The following is a 14,602-nucleotide window of genomic DNA, read 5'->3' as shown; positions in this document are numbered from 1 at the left end:
CCTATCAGAAAACAAGTTTTTATCATATCGGCTTGTAAATAGGCATAAATTTATGGTGAAACATATTGTACTTCTGACATAACCGTTACGTTCACGTTTTGCATAGGAGGGGAAAACGTTGAAAATTCATATTGTGCAAAAAGGAGACTCCCTTTGGAAAATTTCAAAGAAATACGGAGTCGACTTTCAAGAATTGAAAAAACTAAATTCACAACTCAGTAACCCAGATTTGATCATGCCGGGTATGAAGATCAAGATTCCATCTAGTGGTGTTCCTGTAAAAACAGATCATCACAAAGCAAAAGAAATGCCAAAGCCGAAAGAACATCCGTATGTGAAAGAAAAGCCAAAAGATGTCGTGCAAGTGCAAGATACGAAGCCGAAAGAAAAGCCAAATGAACCGGTACCTTATGTACCGCCAGTGCCAAAGATCGAGCATCCAGTTTTTCCACAAGTCGATGTGAACTATTATCAGACCAATCTCTACCAGCCATTCACGCCTCCTCCCAAAAAAGAACATCATGAGAAAAAAGATTACGTTCATGAAAAGAAAGATCATGTTCATGACAAAAAGGATCACAAAGATCATGTTCATCATGAAAATAAGGACTATAAAGATAACAAAGAACATTTTTATGATGAAAATAAGGACCATAAAGATAATAAGGAACATTTTCATCATGAAAATAAGGACCATAAAAATAACAAGGACCATTTTTATGATGAAAATAAAGGCCATCTAAAAGATGAAGTGGCAAAGGGGTATGATCCGTTTATTCATATTCCGCATCAAAAGGAGGAGGGAAAAGATATGGAGCAAAGCAATTACCCAAACCTTCCTAATTTCCCGCAAATGCCGAATGTTGGAGGCGCAGCGGTAGGAGGAATGGCTGAGAATAAAGAGCATCATCACCATCACCAGCATCATGACTCATATGATCCTTATTATGGTTTTGGTCATGGACATTACATGCCGGCAATGTATCCATACCCGCAACAAATGGTGCCAGCATCGCCAATTTTACCAGGTTCAGGTCTTTGTTATCCTGTCCAGCCATATTATCACCATCACATGATGCCATATCCATACCCAGCTCAGCCGTATTATCCTGCGTATCAAGCGCCAGCTTATTACGGGGAACATTATGAACATCATGCACATCATGCAAACGATGGGCATCACTGGCACCACCATATGCACCCAAATGACAATGCGAACGTGAATCAAGGCTTTTATCCAAACGTTTCAAATGAAGCTTATGGCAAGGAAGACTGCGGATGTGATGATGGCATGAAGCAGCATCAGCCGTGGCCAGGACATTATCCGAATCCTGTTCCTTATGGCCAAATGGGGGGGTATCCAGCTCAGCCTTATATGCAGCCATATCCAGGTCAATCTGTTTTTGCAAGGCCAGAAGAAGACGAAGAAGAGTAATGACAGAAGGAACGATCTCAATCGTTCCTTTCAGCGTGTAGACAAACCCTCGCATTCGTTGTCAGGGCTGTGCTCCGGTGCTCACGAATGTCAAATTCGCTCCGCTCCGGTGCTCGCCCTTCCTAGACTGCAAAGGTTTTCTATCACGCTGAAAAAGAGACAAAGGGCTAAAATAAAGATCATTTTAACAATCTGGAAGGAACGATCTCAATCGTTCCTTTTTTTGTTTATAACTGACAGCTTGATTTTTCCCCAAACTGTACATGCTAAAACAGAGCCTGTTTCGCGCTCATGAGATTGAATTTGTACAGGGGGTTTTTCGTTTGAGACAAAAATGGCAAAAAACGATCGCATTAGTGCTTCTTCCTATTGGGTTAACGGCATGTGGTACAAATGATAATGCAGGTGTAGATACACGTCATAATCAATCAGGTCAGCCAGTCGGATATCATTCGAATAACCGTGCGGCTGACAATAATCAAGATCATCAAGGGCCAGTTTCTGAACTCATGGAGGGGATGAACGGTGGGAACACAACGAATGTTGATTATCGCACCCGTCCTCAAGCCGATGATCGAATGCCTCTCGCAGGTGGAGATGGACGCTACAGTCATGGAGATATGAACTATCATAACCAAATGTCGTTCTCTGGCTACGATAAACAAGAGAACGTCCAGCGTTCAAGAAAAATTGCCAACCGGGTCAATAAAATGAACCACGTTGCAGACTCACAGGTGATGGTGACAGATGAAAATGTGTATATTGCCATTAAATCAGATGGACGTCTGACGACAGAGGGCGTATCACAAGTTGAAGAAGCAGCGACTCGTTATGCAGATGGAAGAGCTGTCCAAGTCATTAAAGACGAGGGTGCTTTCACACGCTTTAGAGATATGAGAAGAACACAATTTGAAACAGGCCAAACAGGCATGACTCGATAGGTTGGAGAATAAGAAAGGCTAAAGTTCCTCAAGAACTTTAGCCTTTTCTTAAAAATAACCCTTGATGCCTGTATAAAATTCGTAAAAGAAATAACAGCCAAATCCAAGTAATAAAATACCAGCAATAATGAAGGTCCCTTTGATCATCGTTCGATTCATCACTTTTCTTGTTAAGGATACAAGGGGGAGAAGACCGATGTCATGAAGGAGAATCCCTGCCAAAATACCGCCTGAAGCCAGCATAAATTCAGATGAATCTGTTTTTGTATATGCATCTGCCAGTACAGCACCGAATACAGAAACCCAGAACACAAGGTTTCCAGGGGATACCGCGACAAGCAAGCCGTTTCTGTACGTTTTTGCGAATGATTTATTGACTTTTTCGCCAGCTAAATGGATGTCTTGATCCGCCGATCAGCCAGAGCGGGATTTGGACAAATGGCAGTGATAAAAACTGAGCAAATTCAGCATCCATCAAAGAATCCGTTTTTTAATCCCTGTTTTGTCATTTCAACCGTGATCGCTCCAACTGGCAGAGCAATTGACAATCCTACGACGATAAATGCGAGAAATATTTGCAATCGACTAGAACTTCCTTTGGAAAAGTTTGTATAAAAATTCTCAGTTTAGATTAACTATACATATTAGGAGAAAAGGATCAATGATTATTTCATATTTTATCGAAATGATTAGGAGAGATGATGTATATAAAGGTGCATATCAAGCTTGCTGTATCTCTTTTGTAGTGGAAAGGAACTATTTTCCTAAAACTTCTTTTTTTCATGGCATCTCTATGCTACACTGTTGTGGAAATCAATAAATAATGTGACTAGGGGTGCCCGCAGTTGGGCTGAGAGAGAAGTGTATGCTTCTTAACCCTTTGGACCTGATCTGGCTCGTACCAGCGTGGGGAAGTTGAAGATGATACATGGGTCATATGGATGACATTCATGTTTATTTCTGTCGACGAAACCAGGTTCTGTTCATAGAGCCTGGTTTTTTGCTGGTGCTGATTCCATCCTGTCCGGTGACAAGAAGAGAAGGAGAGAACAGCAAATGAAAGAAAAGAAAAATACCCCAACAACTCAATCCTTATTATCAAGCTTTGACGGCAGCCGAAAGGTGTATGAGAAAGGATCAAGACCTGACATTTTAGTGCCAAAAAGGGAGATTGCTCTCTCAAAAACTGTGACACAGGCGGGGAACATTCAAAATGAACCGATTCGTGTGTACGATACGAGTGGACCGTACACCGATGAGAGAGCCCATATTGATGTCACTAAGGGATTAAAACGCCTTAGGGCAGCATGGATCGAAGAAAGAGGGGATACAGAAAGCTATGAAGGGCGCCATGTGAAACCAGAAGATAACGGATATCGTTCTAAGGAAAAAGAGTCCTTTCATCATGTTCATACTGATTTTCATCATGAGCCGCTCCGCGCAAAACAAGGTGCCTGTGTGACGCAAATGCATTATGCAAAAAAAGGTATTGTGACGCCTGAAATGGAGTTTATCGCGTTAAGAGAAGAGCTAAGCCCTGAGTTTGTGAGAGAGGAAGTAGCCAGCGGAAGAGCAGTCATTCCAGCGAATATTAACCATCCTGAAAGTGAACCGATGATTATTGGAAGGCATTTTCACGTCAAAATCAATGCGAATATTGGCAATTCAGCTGTGACATCATCCATTGATGAAGAGGTAGAAAAGATGACATGGGCGATCAGATGGGGTGCAGACACCATGATGGACCTGTCTACAGGAAAGGACATTCATACAACGAGAGAATGGATCATACGGAATTGCCCAGTCCCAGTAGGAACCGTTCCCATTTATCAGGCGCTTGAAAAAGTAAATGGAGTGGCAGAAGATTTGACGTGGGACGTGTACAGAGACACATTAATTGAACAAGCAGAGCAAGGAGTAGACTACTTTACGATTCATGCGGGCGTGAGGTTAAGGTATATTCCGCTGACAGTCGATCGGGTGACCGGAATTGTTTCAAGAGGCGGTGCCATTATGGCAAGGTGGTGTCTTGCCCATCATCAAGAGAATTTCCTCTATACCCACTTCGAAGACATTTGTGAGATTATGAAAACGTATGATATTGCTTTTTCACTTGGAGACGGTCTGAGACCAGGCTCGATTGCTGATGCCAATGATGAGGCGCAGTTTGCAGAGCTTGAAACGTTAGGTGAATTGACAGAGACCGCTTGGAAACATGATGTACAGGTGATGATTGAAGGGCCTGGACATGTTCCGATGGATAAAATCAAAGAGAATGTGGACAAGCAAATGGAGATTTGCAAAGAGGCACCATTTTATACGTTAGGGCCTCTTACAACAGATATTGCCCCGGGATATGATCACATTACATCCGCCATCGGTGCGGCCATGATCGGCTGGTATGGAACAGCGATGCTATGCTATGTGACGCCAAAAGAGCATTTAGGTCTGCCGAACAAAGAAGATGTGAGAGAAGGTGTGATTGCCTATAAAATTGCCGCACATGCCGCTGATCTAGCAAAAGGACATCCTGCTGCTCAAAAGCGCGATGATGCTTTATCGAAAGCGAGGTTTGAATTTAGGTGGCGTGACCAATTCCACCTGTCACTTGATCCAGAAAGAGCTATGGCGTTCCATGATGAAACATTGCCTGCGGAAGGCGCTAAGACTGCCCATTTTTGCTCGATGTGCGGACCGAAGTTTTGCAGTATGAAAATTTCCCATGATATTCGCAATTAATCAGAAGAAGTGAAAAGAGAGATGGAGAAGAAGGCGAAGGAGTTTATCAGCCAAGGAAGTCAAATTTATTCATCCTAAAAAAGAACCTCGCACGTATGTTGTGCGGGGTTTTATCAGATGGCGGAAAAGGCTTTTCTTAAGAGGTGGAAAAATGCTTTTAATGCAAGTACCATCATGTCCAAACTCGGAATGAGGGCATCTGTTAAATGAAAAAAGACGGTTTGTCTTTCGGGAGATGTTCGTTTCTTTTTCCGTTTCATGAAGAGAGCCTCCTTTTTAAATAATATACTTCTTTGCAAAGCAGAGGGATAGAGATGTTGTTTGAATTTAAACAAAATTTAAACTTCTTGTGTTTGAAAGGAAAGAAGGAGGGGAAACGAGTTGAATAGAGAATGAATGAAAAGAGCCGATCTATTTGGCCAGCTAACAAGAAAGAGTGGAAGGTGATCTTATGATGAAAGTATTTAAGGTAACATTTCATATGAACAATGGGGAAGTGCTTGATTTCGAGCTGAAACGCCCAGCTACCTATGATGTGTATAAGAAAATTGAAGAAGCCAATCATTGGTTTAAGCTGAATAATGAAATCATTAACTTATTAAATGTGAATAGCATCCACGTAGAAACAGATTAAAACAGAAAGCCGCTCGGAGAGAGCGGCTTTCATTATGCAGAAAAATCATTTCGATTATTAAGCTGACCGCGGGACAGCCAGTTCTTTTTATACAAATAAGCAATCACTTCAAGCCATAGACGCGGTGCTTTTTTAGGGAAAAAAGGTTTTTGATAATAAGCGTAAGCGGCTTTTAAATCATTCCATTGATGGCATGCTTTTGTTTGTGTGAAACGGGCTACGTCGATGACCCTGACCTGGCCTTCCTTTGTTAAGATCAGATTCCGCAGATGGATATCAGAAGGATTCAATCCTTTCTCGCGTGCTTCTTCTAGCGCATCATCGACTTGTTCAATCATTTGTTTTTTAATAGGAATCCCCTTTGTGAGGCATTCATAGAATGTGTAGCCTTTAATATATTCCATTAAAATATACTGATCCCCAGATTCATAAATCTCAGGGTAGTAAGACGAACCAGAAAGTTTTTCATAAATGGCGGCTTCTTTGCGGGCAATATGTTGATAAGAAGGGAAAAAGACTTTTAGTGCCATTTTCTTGCCGTCTTTTTTGTATGAAAAGACATAGGCACTTCTTCCTTTGCCGCACAGTTCAAGCTCTGCCGGTTTAAAGGCAAGCTTATGAAGACGTTTATCTTCATGATACTGAATCGATTCGGCTAATCTTTTAACATCTGACATTGACTTCACCTTCTTTGGTTTCAGTTTATGCGGCTGAAAAACGAATGATGAAAAAACCGAGTCATTCGATAAAGCAATGGATTGTATAAAACATACCATTTACGAATGAAGGATACAACGAAAGACTCTTCCCATACATTCATGTCATCGATTTGGTTAATGTTTAGAAAAATGGGTCAAACTACATATGTCATGCATCGATCTCATGTTCTAAAGAGGTGTAAATAGTGAAAGTGAAGATGAAATGTTTCGTTACAGGACTTATCATGACAAGTGTGCTTTTTTTCGCTGTGGATATGGAAGGAAAAGAACACTTGCAAAAGCAGTCAAACTCTATCACCGTGCAGCTTGAAAAAGTCTATCTAGACGGAGATGTGAGTATTGAAAGACACCGGGCATCATTAGAAGACAAAGACACATTCTGGGCACAGTATAAAGGCTGGACGCTAGTAGAACAGAGAGAGGATTTTGCGCTTTTTAGAAAGCAAATTGATGATATCTCTCCATTAAGTAAAGCAAATGGATATATCGGGTTATCAGAGGACGGTGTGATTTCTACGTTTCATGGAAGGCCTGACGGCTGGGCGGAGCCTATTCATCTCTTTTTTCAAATTGATACGTCCCGTTTAGAAAGTCATGTGGAGGAGCAGCTTGAGCAAGGCATTCCTTTTCGAACAAAGGATGAATTTGAGCATGTGCTTGAAGTCATGAAGCCTTACCGAAATGAAATATCGTTTTAAAGCGTGTAACAGCTTGCTGGTGTGAAGGCCGCAAGCTGTTTTTCGTGGTTTCATCGTAAAAATGCATTGAGCGAACGTATGTTAACTTTTATTGCGGTTTTCTTCTCGATTTATGTTACAATGAAGAACAGTCAAAGAGGTGAAAACGGTGATAGAGTTTGTAAAAGGGACCATTGATTATGTGTGCCCGCAATATGTTGTCATTGAAAACGGCGGAGTGGGATATCAAGTCTATACCCCAAACCCGTTTATCTATCAAGTAAACAAACAAGAAACGATTTATACGTATCATTACATAAAGGAAGACGCTTTTTCGTTATATGGATTTCAAACGCGAGAAGAAAAAGCGCTGTTCACAAAACTGTTAAATGTCACGGGGATTGGGCCGAAGGGGGCTCTAGCGATTCTTGCTTCTGGTGATCCTGGCGCTGTCATTTCAGCGATAGAACGTGAAGATGAAGCGTTCCTGATTAAGTTCCCTGGTGTTGGCAAAAAGACAGCTCGCCAAATCATTCTCGATCTAAAAGGAAAGCTAGCCGATGTCGTACCGGAAATGATTGGCAACCTATTTAATCACGAGGACCATATTCAGGTCGAAACGCAGCAAACGGCATTAGACGAAGCGCTTGAAGCCTTACATGTTCTTGGATACGGTGATCGTGAAATTAAAAAGGTTCTTCCATTATTAAAAGAAGAAAAGAATCTCACAACCGATCAATATGTGAAAAAAGCTTTACAAAAAATGTTGAAATAGGGTGATGTCTCATGGATGAACGACTCGTCTCAACTGAAGCAGACAACCATGAATCAGCCATTGAGCAAAGTCTGCGGCCACAGACACTTAGCCAATATATCGGTCAGCAAAAAGTAAAAGATAACCTCAGTGTGTTTATTGAAGCTGCCCGCATGAGGCAGGAAACACTCGATCACGTCCTTTTATATGGACCGCCTGGACTCGGGAAAACAACGCTTGCGTCGATTATCGCCAATGAAATGAATGTTCAGCTGCGTACAACATCTGGACCAGCGATTGAACGTCCTGGCGATTTGGCGGCAATCTTAACTTCTCTTGAGCCAGGTGATGTGTTGTTTATAGATGAAATTCATCGCTTGCAGCGCTCAATTGAGGAAGTGCTTTATCCGGCAATGGAGGATTTTTGTTTAGATATCGTCATTGGCAAAGGAGATACAGCGCGCTCTGTACGGCTTGATTTACCGCCATTTACACTTGTAGGTGCCACGACTCGTGTAGGGCTTTTAACAGCACCGCTTCGTGACAGGTTTGGGGTACATGCAAGATTGGAATACTATGAGCAAAGAGATTTGGCTCACATTGTGGCAAGAACAGCCGAGCTGTTTGAGATTGGGATCGATCTTCGCTCAGCCGAAGAGATCGCAAGACGTTCCCGGGGCACGCCAAGAGTTGCCAATCGTCTGCTCAGAAGAGTAAGAGATTTTGCGCAGGTGCTTGGGAATCATGCGATTACCGAGGACATTGCGGAAGATGCCCTTGAGCGCCTTCAAGTCGACAGGCTTGGCCTGGATCATATAGATCATAAGCTGCTTTTAAGTATGATCGAAAAATTTAGAGGCGGTCCTGTTGGGCTTGATACAATCTCAGCGACAATTGGAGAAGAATCACATACGATTGAAGATGTGTACGAACCGTATTTACTGCAAATTGGTTTCCTGCAAAGAACACCAAGAGGACGGGTCGTCACAAGAGAAGCGTATGAACATTTTCAAATGGAGGTTCCGATTCGTGACTGAATTCCCTAAAATATTGATGATTTTAGGTGGTGTCCTTTTTGCCGCAGGATTAGTATTTCAATTAGTTGGTAAGCTTCCAGGTGATATTTTTGTGAAAAAAGGAAATGTGACGTTCTTTTTTCCTGTGATAACATGCATTGCCATTAGCATTGTGCTAACCATATTACTTAATATCTTTGGACGGATGAAATAACGTTAACTAGTTAACTACAGAATAGGTGAAGGAAATGAAGCTAGAACTATTTGATTTTGATTTACCAGAAAGATTGATTGCACAAGTGCCGCTTGAAAAACGAGATGCATCAAGACTGATGGTCTTAAACAAACAAACGGGTGCGATGACACATGATACATTCTCACAAATCACCGATTATTTTCAAACGGGTGATTGTCTCGTTTTAAACAATACACGCGTTCTGCCTGCACGTTTGTTTGGAATGAAAGAGGATACAGGTGCAAAAGTTGAACTTCTTCTATTAAAACAAGAGGAGGGAGACAACTGGGAAACACTTGTAAAACCAGCCAAACGGGTGAAAAAAGGAACGGTTATCACATTTGGTGATGGACGGCTTCAAGCGGTATGTACAGAAGAGATGGAACATGGCGGAAGAAAAGTTAAGTTTCAGTATACAGGCATTTTTTATGAAGTACTTGAATCCCTCGGTGAGATGCCGCTGCCTCCTTATATTAAAGAGCAGCTTGACGATCGTGAACGCTATCAAACGGTGTATTCAAAAGAGGTTGGCTCCGCTGCTGCTCCAACTGCTGGTCTTCACTTTACAAACGAGCTGCTGGATGCGCTGAAAGCAAAAGGTGTGCATATAGCTTTCATTACACTGCACGTGGGGCTTGGTACTTTTCGACCGGTCAGTGCAGAACGTATTGAAGAACACGAAATGCACGCAGAGTTTTACGAAATGAATGAAGAAACAGCTGAAGAGCTCAATCGCGTTCGCAAGGAAGGCGGACGGATTATTTCAGTTGGGACAACGTCAACGAGAACGCTCGAAACCATTGCAAGTGCGCATGACGGCGAATTCAAAGCGTCAAGCGGCTGGACGTCAATCTTTATTTACCCAGGCTATACATTCAAGGCCATTGATGGCATGATCACGAATTTCCATCTGCCAAAATCCTCGTTAATCATGCTTGTCAGCGCATTAGCTGGACGAGAGCATGTACTAAAAGCGTACAATGAGGCTGTAAAAGAGGAATACCGATTCTTCAGCTTTGGCGATGCCATGCTGATTCAATAACATCATACAACAAAGACAGGAGGGCTCATTTTTGTCGCAATTACCGATACGTTATGAGTTCATTAAAACATGCAAACAAACAGGTGCACGACTAGGACGCGTTCATACACCGCACGGCTCCTTTGAAACACCTGTATTTATGCCGGTAGGTACACTGGCTACAGTCAAAACGATGGCACCTGAAGAACTAAAGGCAATGGATGCAGGCATCATCTTAAGCAATACGTACCACCTATGGCTCCGTCCGGGTCATGACATTGTGAAAGAAGCAGGCGGGCTGCACAAATTTATGAACTGGGATCGAGCGATTCTGACCGATTCAGGCGGATTCCAAGTATTCTCTTTGAGTGAATTTAGAAAAATTGAAGAAGAAGGCGTCCACTTCCGTAATCACTTAAACGGAGACAAGCTGTTCCTTTCTCCTGAAAAGGCCATGGACATCCAAAATGCGCTTGGCTCTGATATTATGATGGCATTTGATGAATGTCCGCCATATCCAGCAGAGTACGACTACATGAAACGTTCTGTGGAGCGGACAAGCAGATGGGCAGAGCGCTGTCTAGAAGCGCACCAGCGTCCAGAGGATCAAGGGCTGTTTGGAATTGTCCAAGGCGGAGAATACGAAGAGCTTCGTAAACAAAGTGCAAAAGATCTGGTTTCACTTGATTTCCCAGGCTACGCCATCGGAGGCTTATCTGTTGGTGAACCAAAAGATGTGATGAACCGTGTACTGGAGTTCACAACGCCATTGTTACCGGCAGACAAGCCAAGGTACTTAATGGGTGTCGGCTCACCAGATTCCTTAATTGACGGTGCCATTCGCGGTGTAGATATGTTTGACTGCGTGCTGCCAACGCGAATTGCAAGAAACGGCACCTTGATGACGAGCGAAGGACGTCTTGTTGTGAAAAATGCAAAATATGAGCGTGATTTCAGACCAATCGATGAAAATTGTGACTGCTACACATGTAAAAACTACACACGCGCCTATATTAGACATTTAATCCGAACAAATGAAACGTTCGGAATTCGATTAACAACTTATCATAATCTTCATTTTCTGTTAAAATTAATGGAGCAAGTGAGAGAAGCTATCCGTGAGGATCGTTTAGGTGATTTTAAAGAAGAGTTTTTTGAGCGTTATGGCTTTAACAAACCGAATGCGAAAAACTTTTAACGCATAAACGAAAGGCTTTATAATGCTTTAGAAAGGGGTGAAATAGAATGGATGGTGGTATGGGTTCAATCATTATGATTGTTGTCATGTTTGCTGTGCTTTACTTCTTGTTAATCCGTCCACAGCAAAAGCAACAAAAAGCTGTGCGTCAGATGCAGCAATCTTTATCAAAAGGCGATAAAATCGTCACAATCGGTGGTTTACACGGTGAAATCGACTACATTGATGAATCAAAAGTGGTCATCAAAACTAGCGAGAACAACCGTTTAACTTTCGATCGACGTGCTATTAGAGAATTAGCTGACAAAGGTTAATCCTCCGATACATAGCCATAAAAAAAGAGCGATATGATCCGCTCTTTTTTTATTTGCCTCGAAGATTGACGCCAATCATTCCGCCCAGCATACAAATCCCTAGAAATGCCCCATGATAGATAAACTGCTCTGGTGAAAAGGTTTCTCCAAACCCTAAATATTGAAATAAGAATACAGTGAGAGAAAAGATCATAGAAGTGATCGCGCCAATGAGCCAGCCGCGCTCCTTTGCTTTTCCTCCAGAAATGATCCCTCCTAATAAAAGTGCCACAAAGGACAAAATCATAATCATCCATTTAAACGATGATTCCTGCATACTTGTGAAGGTAAGCATGAGCGATACAAGTAAGCTTGTGACAATCATCACGATAAAAATGGCCATTAAGCCGGATAAAATCCCTTTTCCGATTTGTTTCGTTTCCTGCATGTGATTCGTCTCCTCTCCAATTGACCGAAGCTTGTCTTTTACTAAAATGTATTCACCGTGAAGAAAAAATAGACATGTTTCTCACGATAAAAACAGAGGCTTTCTTTTCTACATAAATAAAGTGTTTTGACACAAGCTATGGTGGAGAAGGAGGGTTTACATCACATGCAGGACATCTTGATTATCTCCATGAGAACAATCATTTTATATTTTCTTGTTTGGTTTATTTTTCGGTTAATGGGCAAGAGAGAAATTGGCGAATTGAGTATTTTAGATCTTGTCATTTTTATGATGATCGCAGAAATTGCAGTTCTCGCCATAGAAGAAGTCGAAGATCACATGTTACATACGGTATGGCCGATCCTGCTGTTAACCTTCATTCAAATCACACTCGCCTACCTCTCATTGAAATTCCAAGGTGTCCGGCGCTTTCTAGACGGCAAACCGACCCTGCTCATCATCAATGGGAAAATCGACGAGGGTGCGATGAGAAAACAGCGATACAATTTTGATGACCTGCTTATTCAATTAAGAGAAAACAACATCGATAGCATTCAGGACGTCTCTTACGCCATTTTAGAGCCATCCGGAAAGCTTGCGGTCGTTGAAAAAGAAAACAAGCACACACACGGAGCGCTTGAGCTGCCACTTATTGCAGATGGTGTTGTACAGCACGATCATCTGAAGCAAATTAATCAAAATGAACAGTGGCTGAAAGATGAGCTTGCCAAAAGGGGCTATCATGAAATTGATCAGATTTCCTACTGCAGCTTTAATCAAAAGACATTTTATATTGATTTGAAAGATGAAGTGATCAAGAAGAGATGAGCTAAAGCAGTTTCCCAATGAATGGGATGCGGCGAAGCTCTTCACGCTTCACTAGCCCTAGACAGATTAATAGAATGACATATAGCATACACGTAACAAAGATCAGCATCACAAGCTCAATAGGGGCAGAAAAGAGCCCGTTTACTTGAGACTTCAGCCAAAGGCTGACAGCCCCGGTGCCGATGATCACAAGAACGCATATCCCATATTCCTTCATTGGTAAATGAATAGGCAGTACTTTACCGACAGTTGCCGCATGAAGCAGCGTGACAAGGACGATGCCGATTAATATCGCGAGTGCTGCCCCCATAATGCCAAAGCCCGGCTGTGAAGCAAGGACAAAAATCATCCCTGTTTTCACAACAGCACCTATCAGACTATTCGTCATCGCCGCACCAGCTAAATTGAGTGCTTGCAGGACAGCTTGAAGCGGCCCTTGAAAATAATATAATAGAAAAAATGGGGCCATGAATTTCACATAGATAGCCGCATGCGATGAACCATACATAAAGAGCGTTAAATCTTCTGCATAAACGAAAAGAATAATACAGGAAATGCCTCCGCTGAGTAGACAAAGACGCATCGCCTGCTTCAGCCGGTATTCGACCGTTTTGCGTTTGTTCTGCTCCATTCCTTCACTGATCGCCGGGACCAATGCAGTGGATAGAGAGTACGTAATAAAGCTAGGCAGTGTCAAAAGGGTCAGCGCAAGACCAGTCAACTCCCCATACTGCCTTGTCGCTTCTACAGCCGCATATCCAGCAATAGCAAGACTTTGCGCGACAACTATCGGCTCTAAAAACCACGAAATATTCCCGATGAAACGGCTGCCTGTTGTTGGCAGGGCAATACTCATCAGCTGCTTAAACGTGTCCTTACCGTCATGAATCGCCTTAAAAAATCGTTTTCGAATACGAATGGTCTTTTTATAACGAAAGGCAATCAGTAAATATGCAAGTGAAATCATCTCTCCAATGACAGATGAAATCATCGCACCAGCTGCCGCGTATTCAATCCCATAAGGAAGGAAAGCTGTTGTACATACTGCCACTAGAGAAATTCTTGCGACCTGTTCCAGTACTTGAGATATGGCAAGCGGGCTCATTTGCTGTCTGCCTTGAAAATATCCTCTCAGCACACTGGAAATGGCGATGACTGGGACAACGGGAGTAATGGCAAGCAGTGGATAGACCGTTCTAGGATCTGTCAGCATATTTTCTGCCATGATGGGTGCAAACCATAAAAAGAGCGGCGTGAATATCAGGCTGAGTGTCCCTGTTATCGCAAGGGACATGACTAGAATACGTTTAGTTTTCTGTTTGTCACCCCGGGCTTCTGCTTCTGCGACAAGCTTGCTAATAGCGACAGGCAGTCCAAATTGTGTCAGCGTCACAGCGAGAAAAAAGGTAGGGGCAGCCATCATATAAAGCCCGACTCCTTCTTCGCCAATGAACCTTGCAATCACAATCCGATTGACAAAACCCAATATTCTCGTGATAAAACCTGCTAAAATTAAAATAATCGTGCCCTTTAAAAACGTTTGCTTCGTCAAATCAAAGATCACCTGCCTTCTCAAACGACATAGAATCATATACAATAAGATATGCGTGTATATCGTCCAAGCATGACAAGTCTCTCGATAAAAACTGAAAAGGGGGAGCATC

General features: G+C 42.4%; 15 protein-coding genes, 2 pseudogenes and 1 riboswitch. Of the genes and pseudogenes, 12 read left to right on the top strand and 5 right to left on the bottom strand.

Features of this window, described 5'->3' with window-relative positions; all coding sequences use genetic code 11:
• The first annotated feature begins 118 nt into the window (after nt 1-118).
• The gene (gene safA / locus MHH26_RS10995; protein WP_340973443.1) at nt 119-1,435 is read left to right on the top strand and encodes a SafA/ExsA family spore coat assembly protein; all 1,317 of its coding nucleotides are present in this window, start codon (nt 119-121) and stop codon (nt 1,433-1,435) included.
• 323 nt (nt 1,436-1,758) lie between these two features.
• Nucleotides 1,759-2,376, top strand: coding sequence for a YhcN/YlaJ family sporulation lipoprotein (locus tag MHH26_RS10990; protein WP_340973442.1), 618 nt, complete (start codon nt 1,759-1,761; stop codon nt 2,374-2,376).
• A gap of 48 nt (nt 2,377-2,424) precedes the next feature.
• On the opposite strand, the pseudogene MHH26_RS10985 reads toward MHH26_RS10990, so the two are convergent.
• Nucleotides 2,425-2,957: pseudogene (locus MHH26_RS10985) on the bottom strand (LysE family transporter).
• Between the two features lie 240 nt (nt 2,958-3,197).
• Nucleotides 3,198-3,306: riboswitch (TPP riboswitch) on the top strand.
• 126 nt (nt 3,307-3,432) lie between these two features.
• Here MHH26_RS10985 and thiC point away from each other — a divergent pair.
• Nucleotides 3,433-5,193: pseudogene (thiC, locus tag MHH26_RS10980) on the top strand (phosphomethylpyrimidine synthase ThiC).
• A gap of 35 nt (nt 5,194-5,228) precedes the next feature.
• Here thiC and MHH26_RS10975 read toward each other — a convergent pair.
• Entirely contained in the window at nt 5,229-5,375 is a 147-nt protein-coding gene (locus MHH26_RS10975) for a hypothetical protein (RefSeq protein WP_189313012.1), read from the bottom strand.
• Nucleotides 5,376-5,566: 191 nt separating this feature from the next.
• Here MHH26_RS10975 and MHH26_RS10970 point away from each other — a divergent pair, with 191 nt between their 5' ends.
• Entirely contained in the window at nt 5,567-5,749 is a 183-nt protein-coding gene (locus MHH26_RS10970; RefSeq protein WP_003216799.1) for a hypothetical protein, read from the top strand.
• A 32-nt stretch (nt 5,750-5,781) separates the two neighbouring features.
• Here the strand turns inward: MHH26_RS10970 and MHH26_RS10965 are convergent, their stop codons facing one another.
• Complete coding sequence (locus MHH26_RS10965; protein ID WP_034661587.1) at nt 5,782-6,426, bottom strand: serine/threonine protein kinase; 645 nt, start codon at nt 6,424-6,426, stop codon at nt 5,782-5,784.
• Between the two features lie 239 nt (nt 6,427-6,665).
• On the opposite strand from MHH26_RS10965, the gene MHH26_RS10960 reads away from it, so the two are divergent.
• The 7 genes from MHH26_RS10960 (at nt 6,666) to yajC (ending at nt 11,683) form a co-directional block, all read left to right on the top strand.
• The gene (locus tag MHH26_RS10960; protein ID WP_170938406.1) at nt 6,666-7,166 is read left to right on the top strand and encodes an intercompartmental signaling factor BofC; all 501 of its coding nucleotides are present in this window, start codon (nt 6,666-6,668) and stop codon (nt 7,164-7,166) included.
• Nucleotides 7,167-7,314: 148 nt separating this feature from the next.
• Complete coding sequence (gene ruvA / locus MHH26_RS10955; RefSeq protein ID WP_034661580.1) at nt 7,315-7,920, top strand: Holliday junction branch migration protein RuvA; 606 nt, start codon at nt 7,315-7,317, stop codon at nt 7,918-7,920.
• Nucleotides 7,921-7,931: 11 nt separating this feature from the next.
• Complete coding sequence (gene ruvB / locus MHH26_RS10950; RefSeq protein WP_060596875.1) at nt 7,932-8,936, top strand: Holliday junction branch migration DNA helicase RuvB; 1,005 nt, start codon at nt 7,932-7,934, stop codon at nt 8,934-8,936.
• Complete coding sequence (locus tag MHH26_RS10945) at nt 8,929-9,129, top strand: DUF2905 domain-containing protein (protein ID WP_034661574.1); 201 nt, start codon at nt 8,929-8,931, stop codon at nt 9,127-9,129. Before ruvB ends, MHH26_RS10945 begins: the two co-directional genes overlap by 8 nt.
• A gap of 34 nt (nt 9,130-9,163) precedes the next feature.
• Nucleotides 9,164-10,192, top strand: a complete 1,029-nt coding sequence (gene queA, locus MHH26_RS10940) for a tRNA preQ1(34) S-adenosylmethionine ribosyltransferase-isomerase QueA (protein WP_034661572.1) — start codon at nt 9,164-9,166, stop codon at nt 10,190-10,192.
• 31 nt (nt 10,193-10,223) lie between these two features.
• Nucleotides 10,224-11,369, top strand: a complete 1,146-nt coding sequence (gene tgt, locus MHH26_RS10935; protein ID WP_034661568.1) for a tRNA guanosine(34) transglycosylase Tgt — start codon at nt 10,224-10,226, stop codon at nt 11,367-11,369.
• Between the two features lie 47 nt (nt 11,370-11,416).
• Nucleotides 11,417-11,683: a preprotein translocase subunit YajC gene (gene yajC, locus MHH26_RS10930; protein WP_003216659.1), complete on the top strand. Its 267-nt coding sequence runs from the start codon at nt 11,417-11,419 to the stop codon at nt 11,681-11,683.
• Between the two features lie 49 nt (nt 11,684-11,732).
• Here the strand turns inward: yajC and MHH26_RS10925 are convergent, their stop codons facing one another.
• A complete protein-coding gene (locus MHH26_RS10925; protein WP_034661565.1) occupies nt 11,733-12,110 on the bottom strand; it encodes a TIGR04086 family membrane protein in 378 nt (125 codons plus the stop codon).
• A gap of 165 nt (nt 12,111-12,275) precedes the next feature.
• On the opposite strand from MHH26_RS10925, the gene MHH26_RS10920 reads away from it, so the two are divergent.
• Nucleotides 12,276-12,938 (top strand): DUF421 domain-containing protein, encoded by a 663-nt coding sequence (locus MHH26_RS10920; RefSeq protein ID WP_034661562.1) that lies wholly within the window; start codon nt 12,276-12,278, stop codon nt 12,936-12,938.
• A 1-nt stretch (nt 12,939) separates the two neighbouring features.
• Here MHH26_RS10920 and spoVB read toward each other — a convergent pair whose 3' ends face one another.
• The gene (spoVB, locus tag MHH26_RS10915; protein WP_034661559.1) at nt 12,940-14,490 is read right to left on the bottom strand and encodes a stage V sporulation protein B; all 1,551 of its coding nucleotides are present in this window, start codon (nt 14,488-14,490) and stop codon (nt 12,940-12,942) included.
• Nucleotides 14,491-14,602 lie beyond the last annotated feature (112 nt).

It is taken from the genome of Bacillus sp. FSL K6-2839, from assembly GCF_038003365.1.
GTDB lineage: Bacteria > Bacillota > Bacilli > Bacillales > Bacillaceae > Bacillus.
The sequence above is the reverse complement of the archived record's forward strand: the minus strand, read 5'-3'. Positions and strand labels throughout refer to the sequence as shown.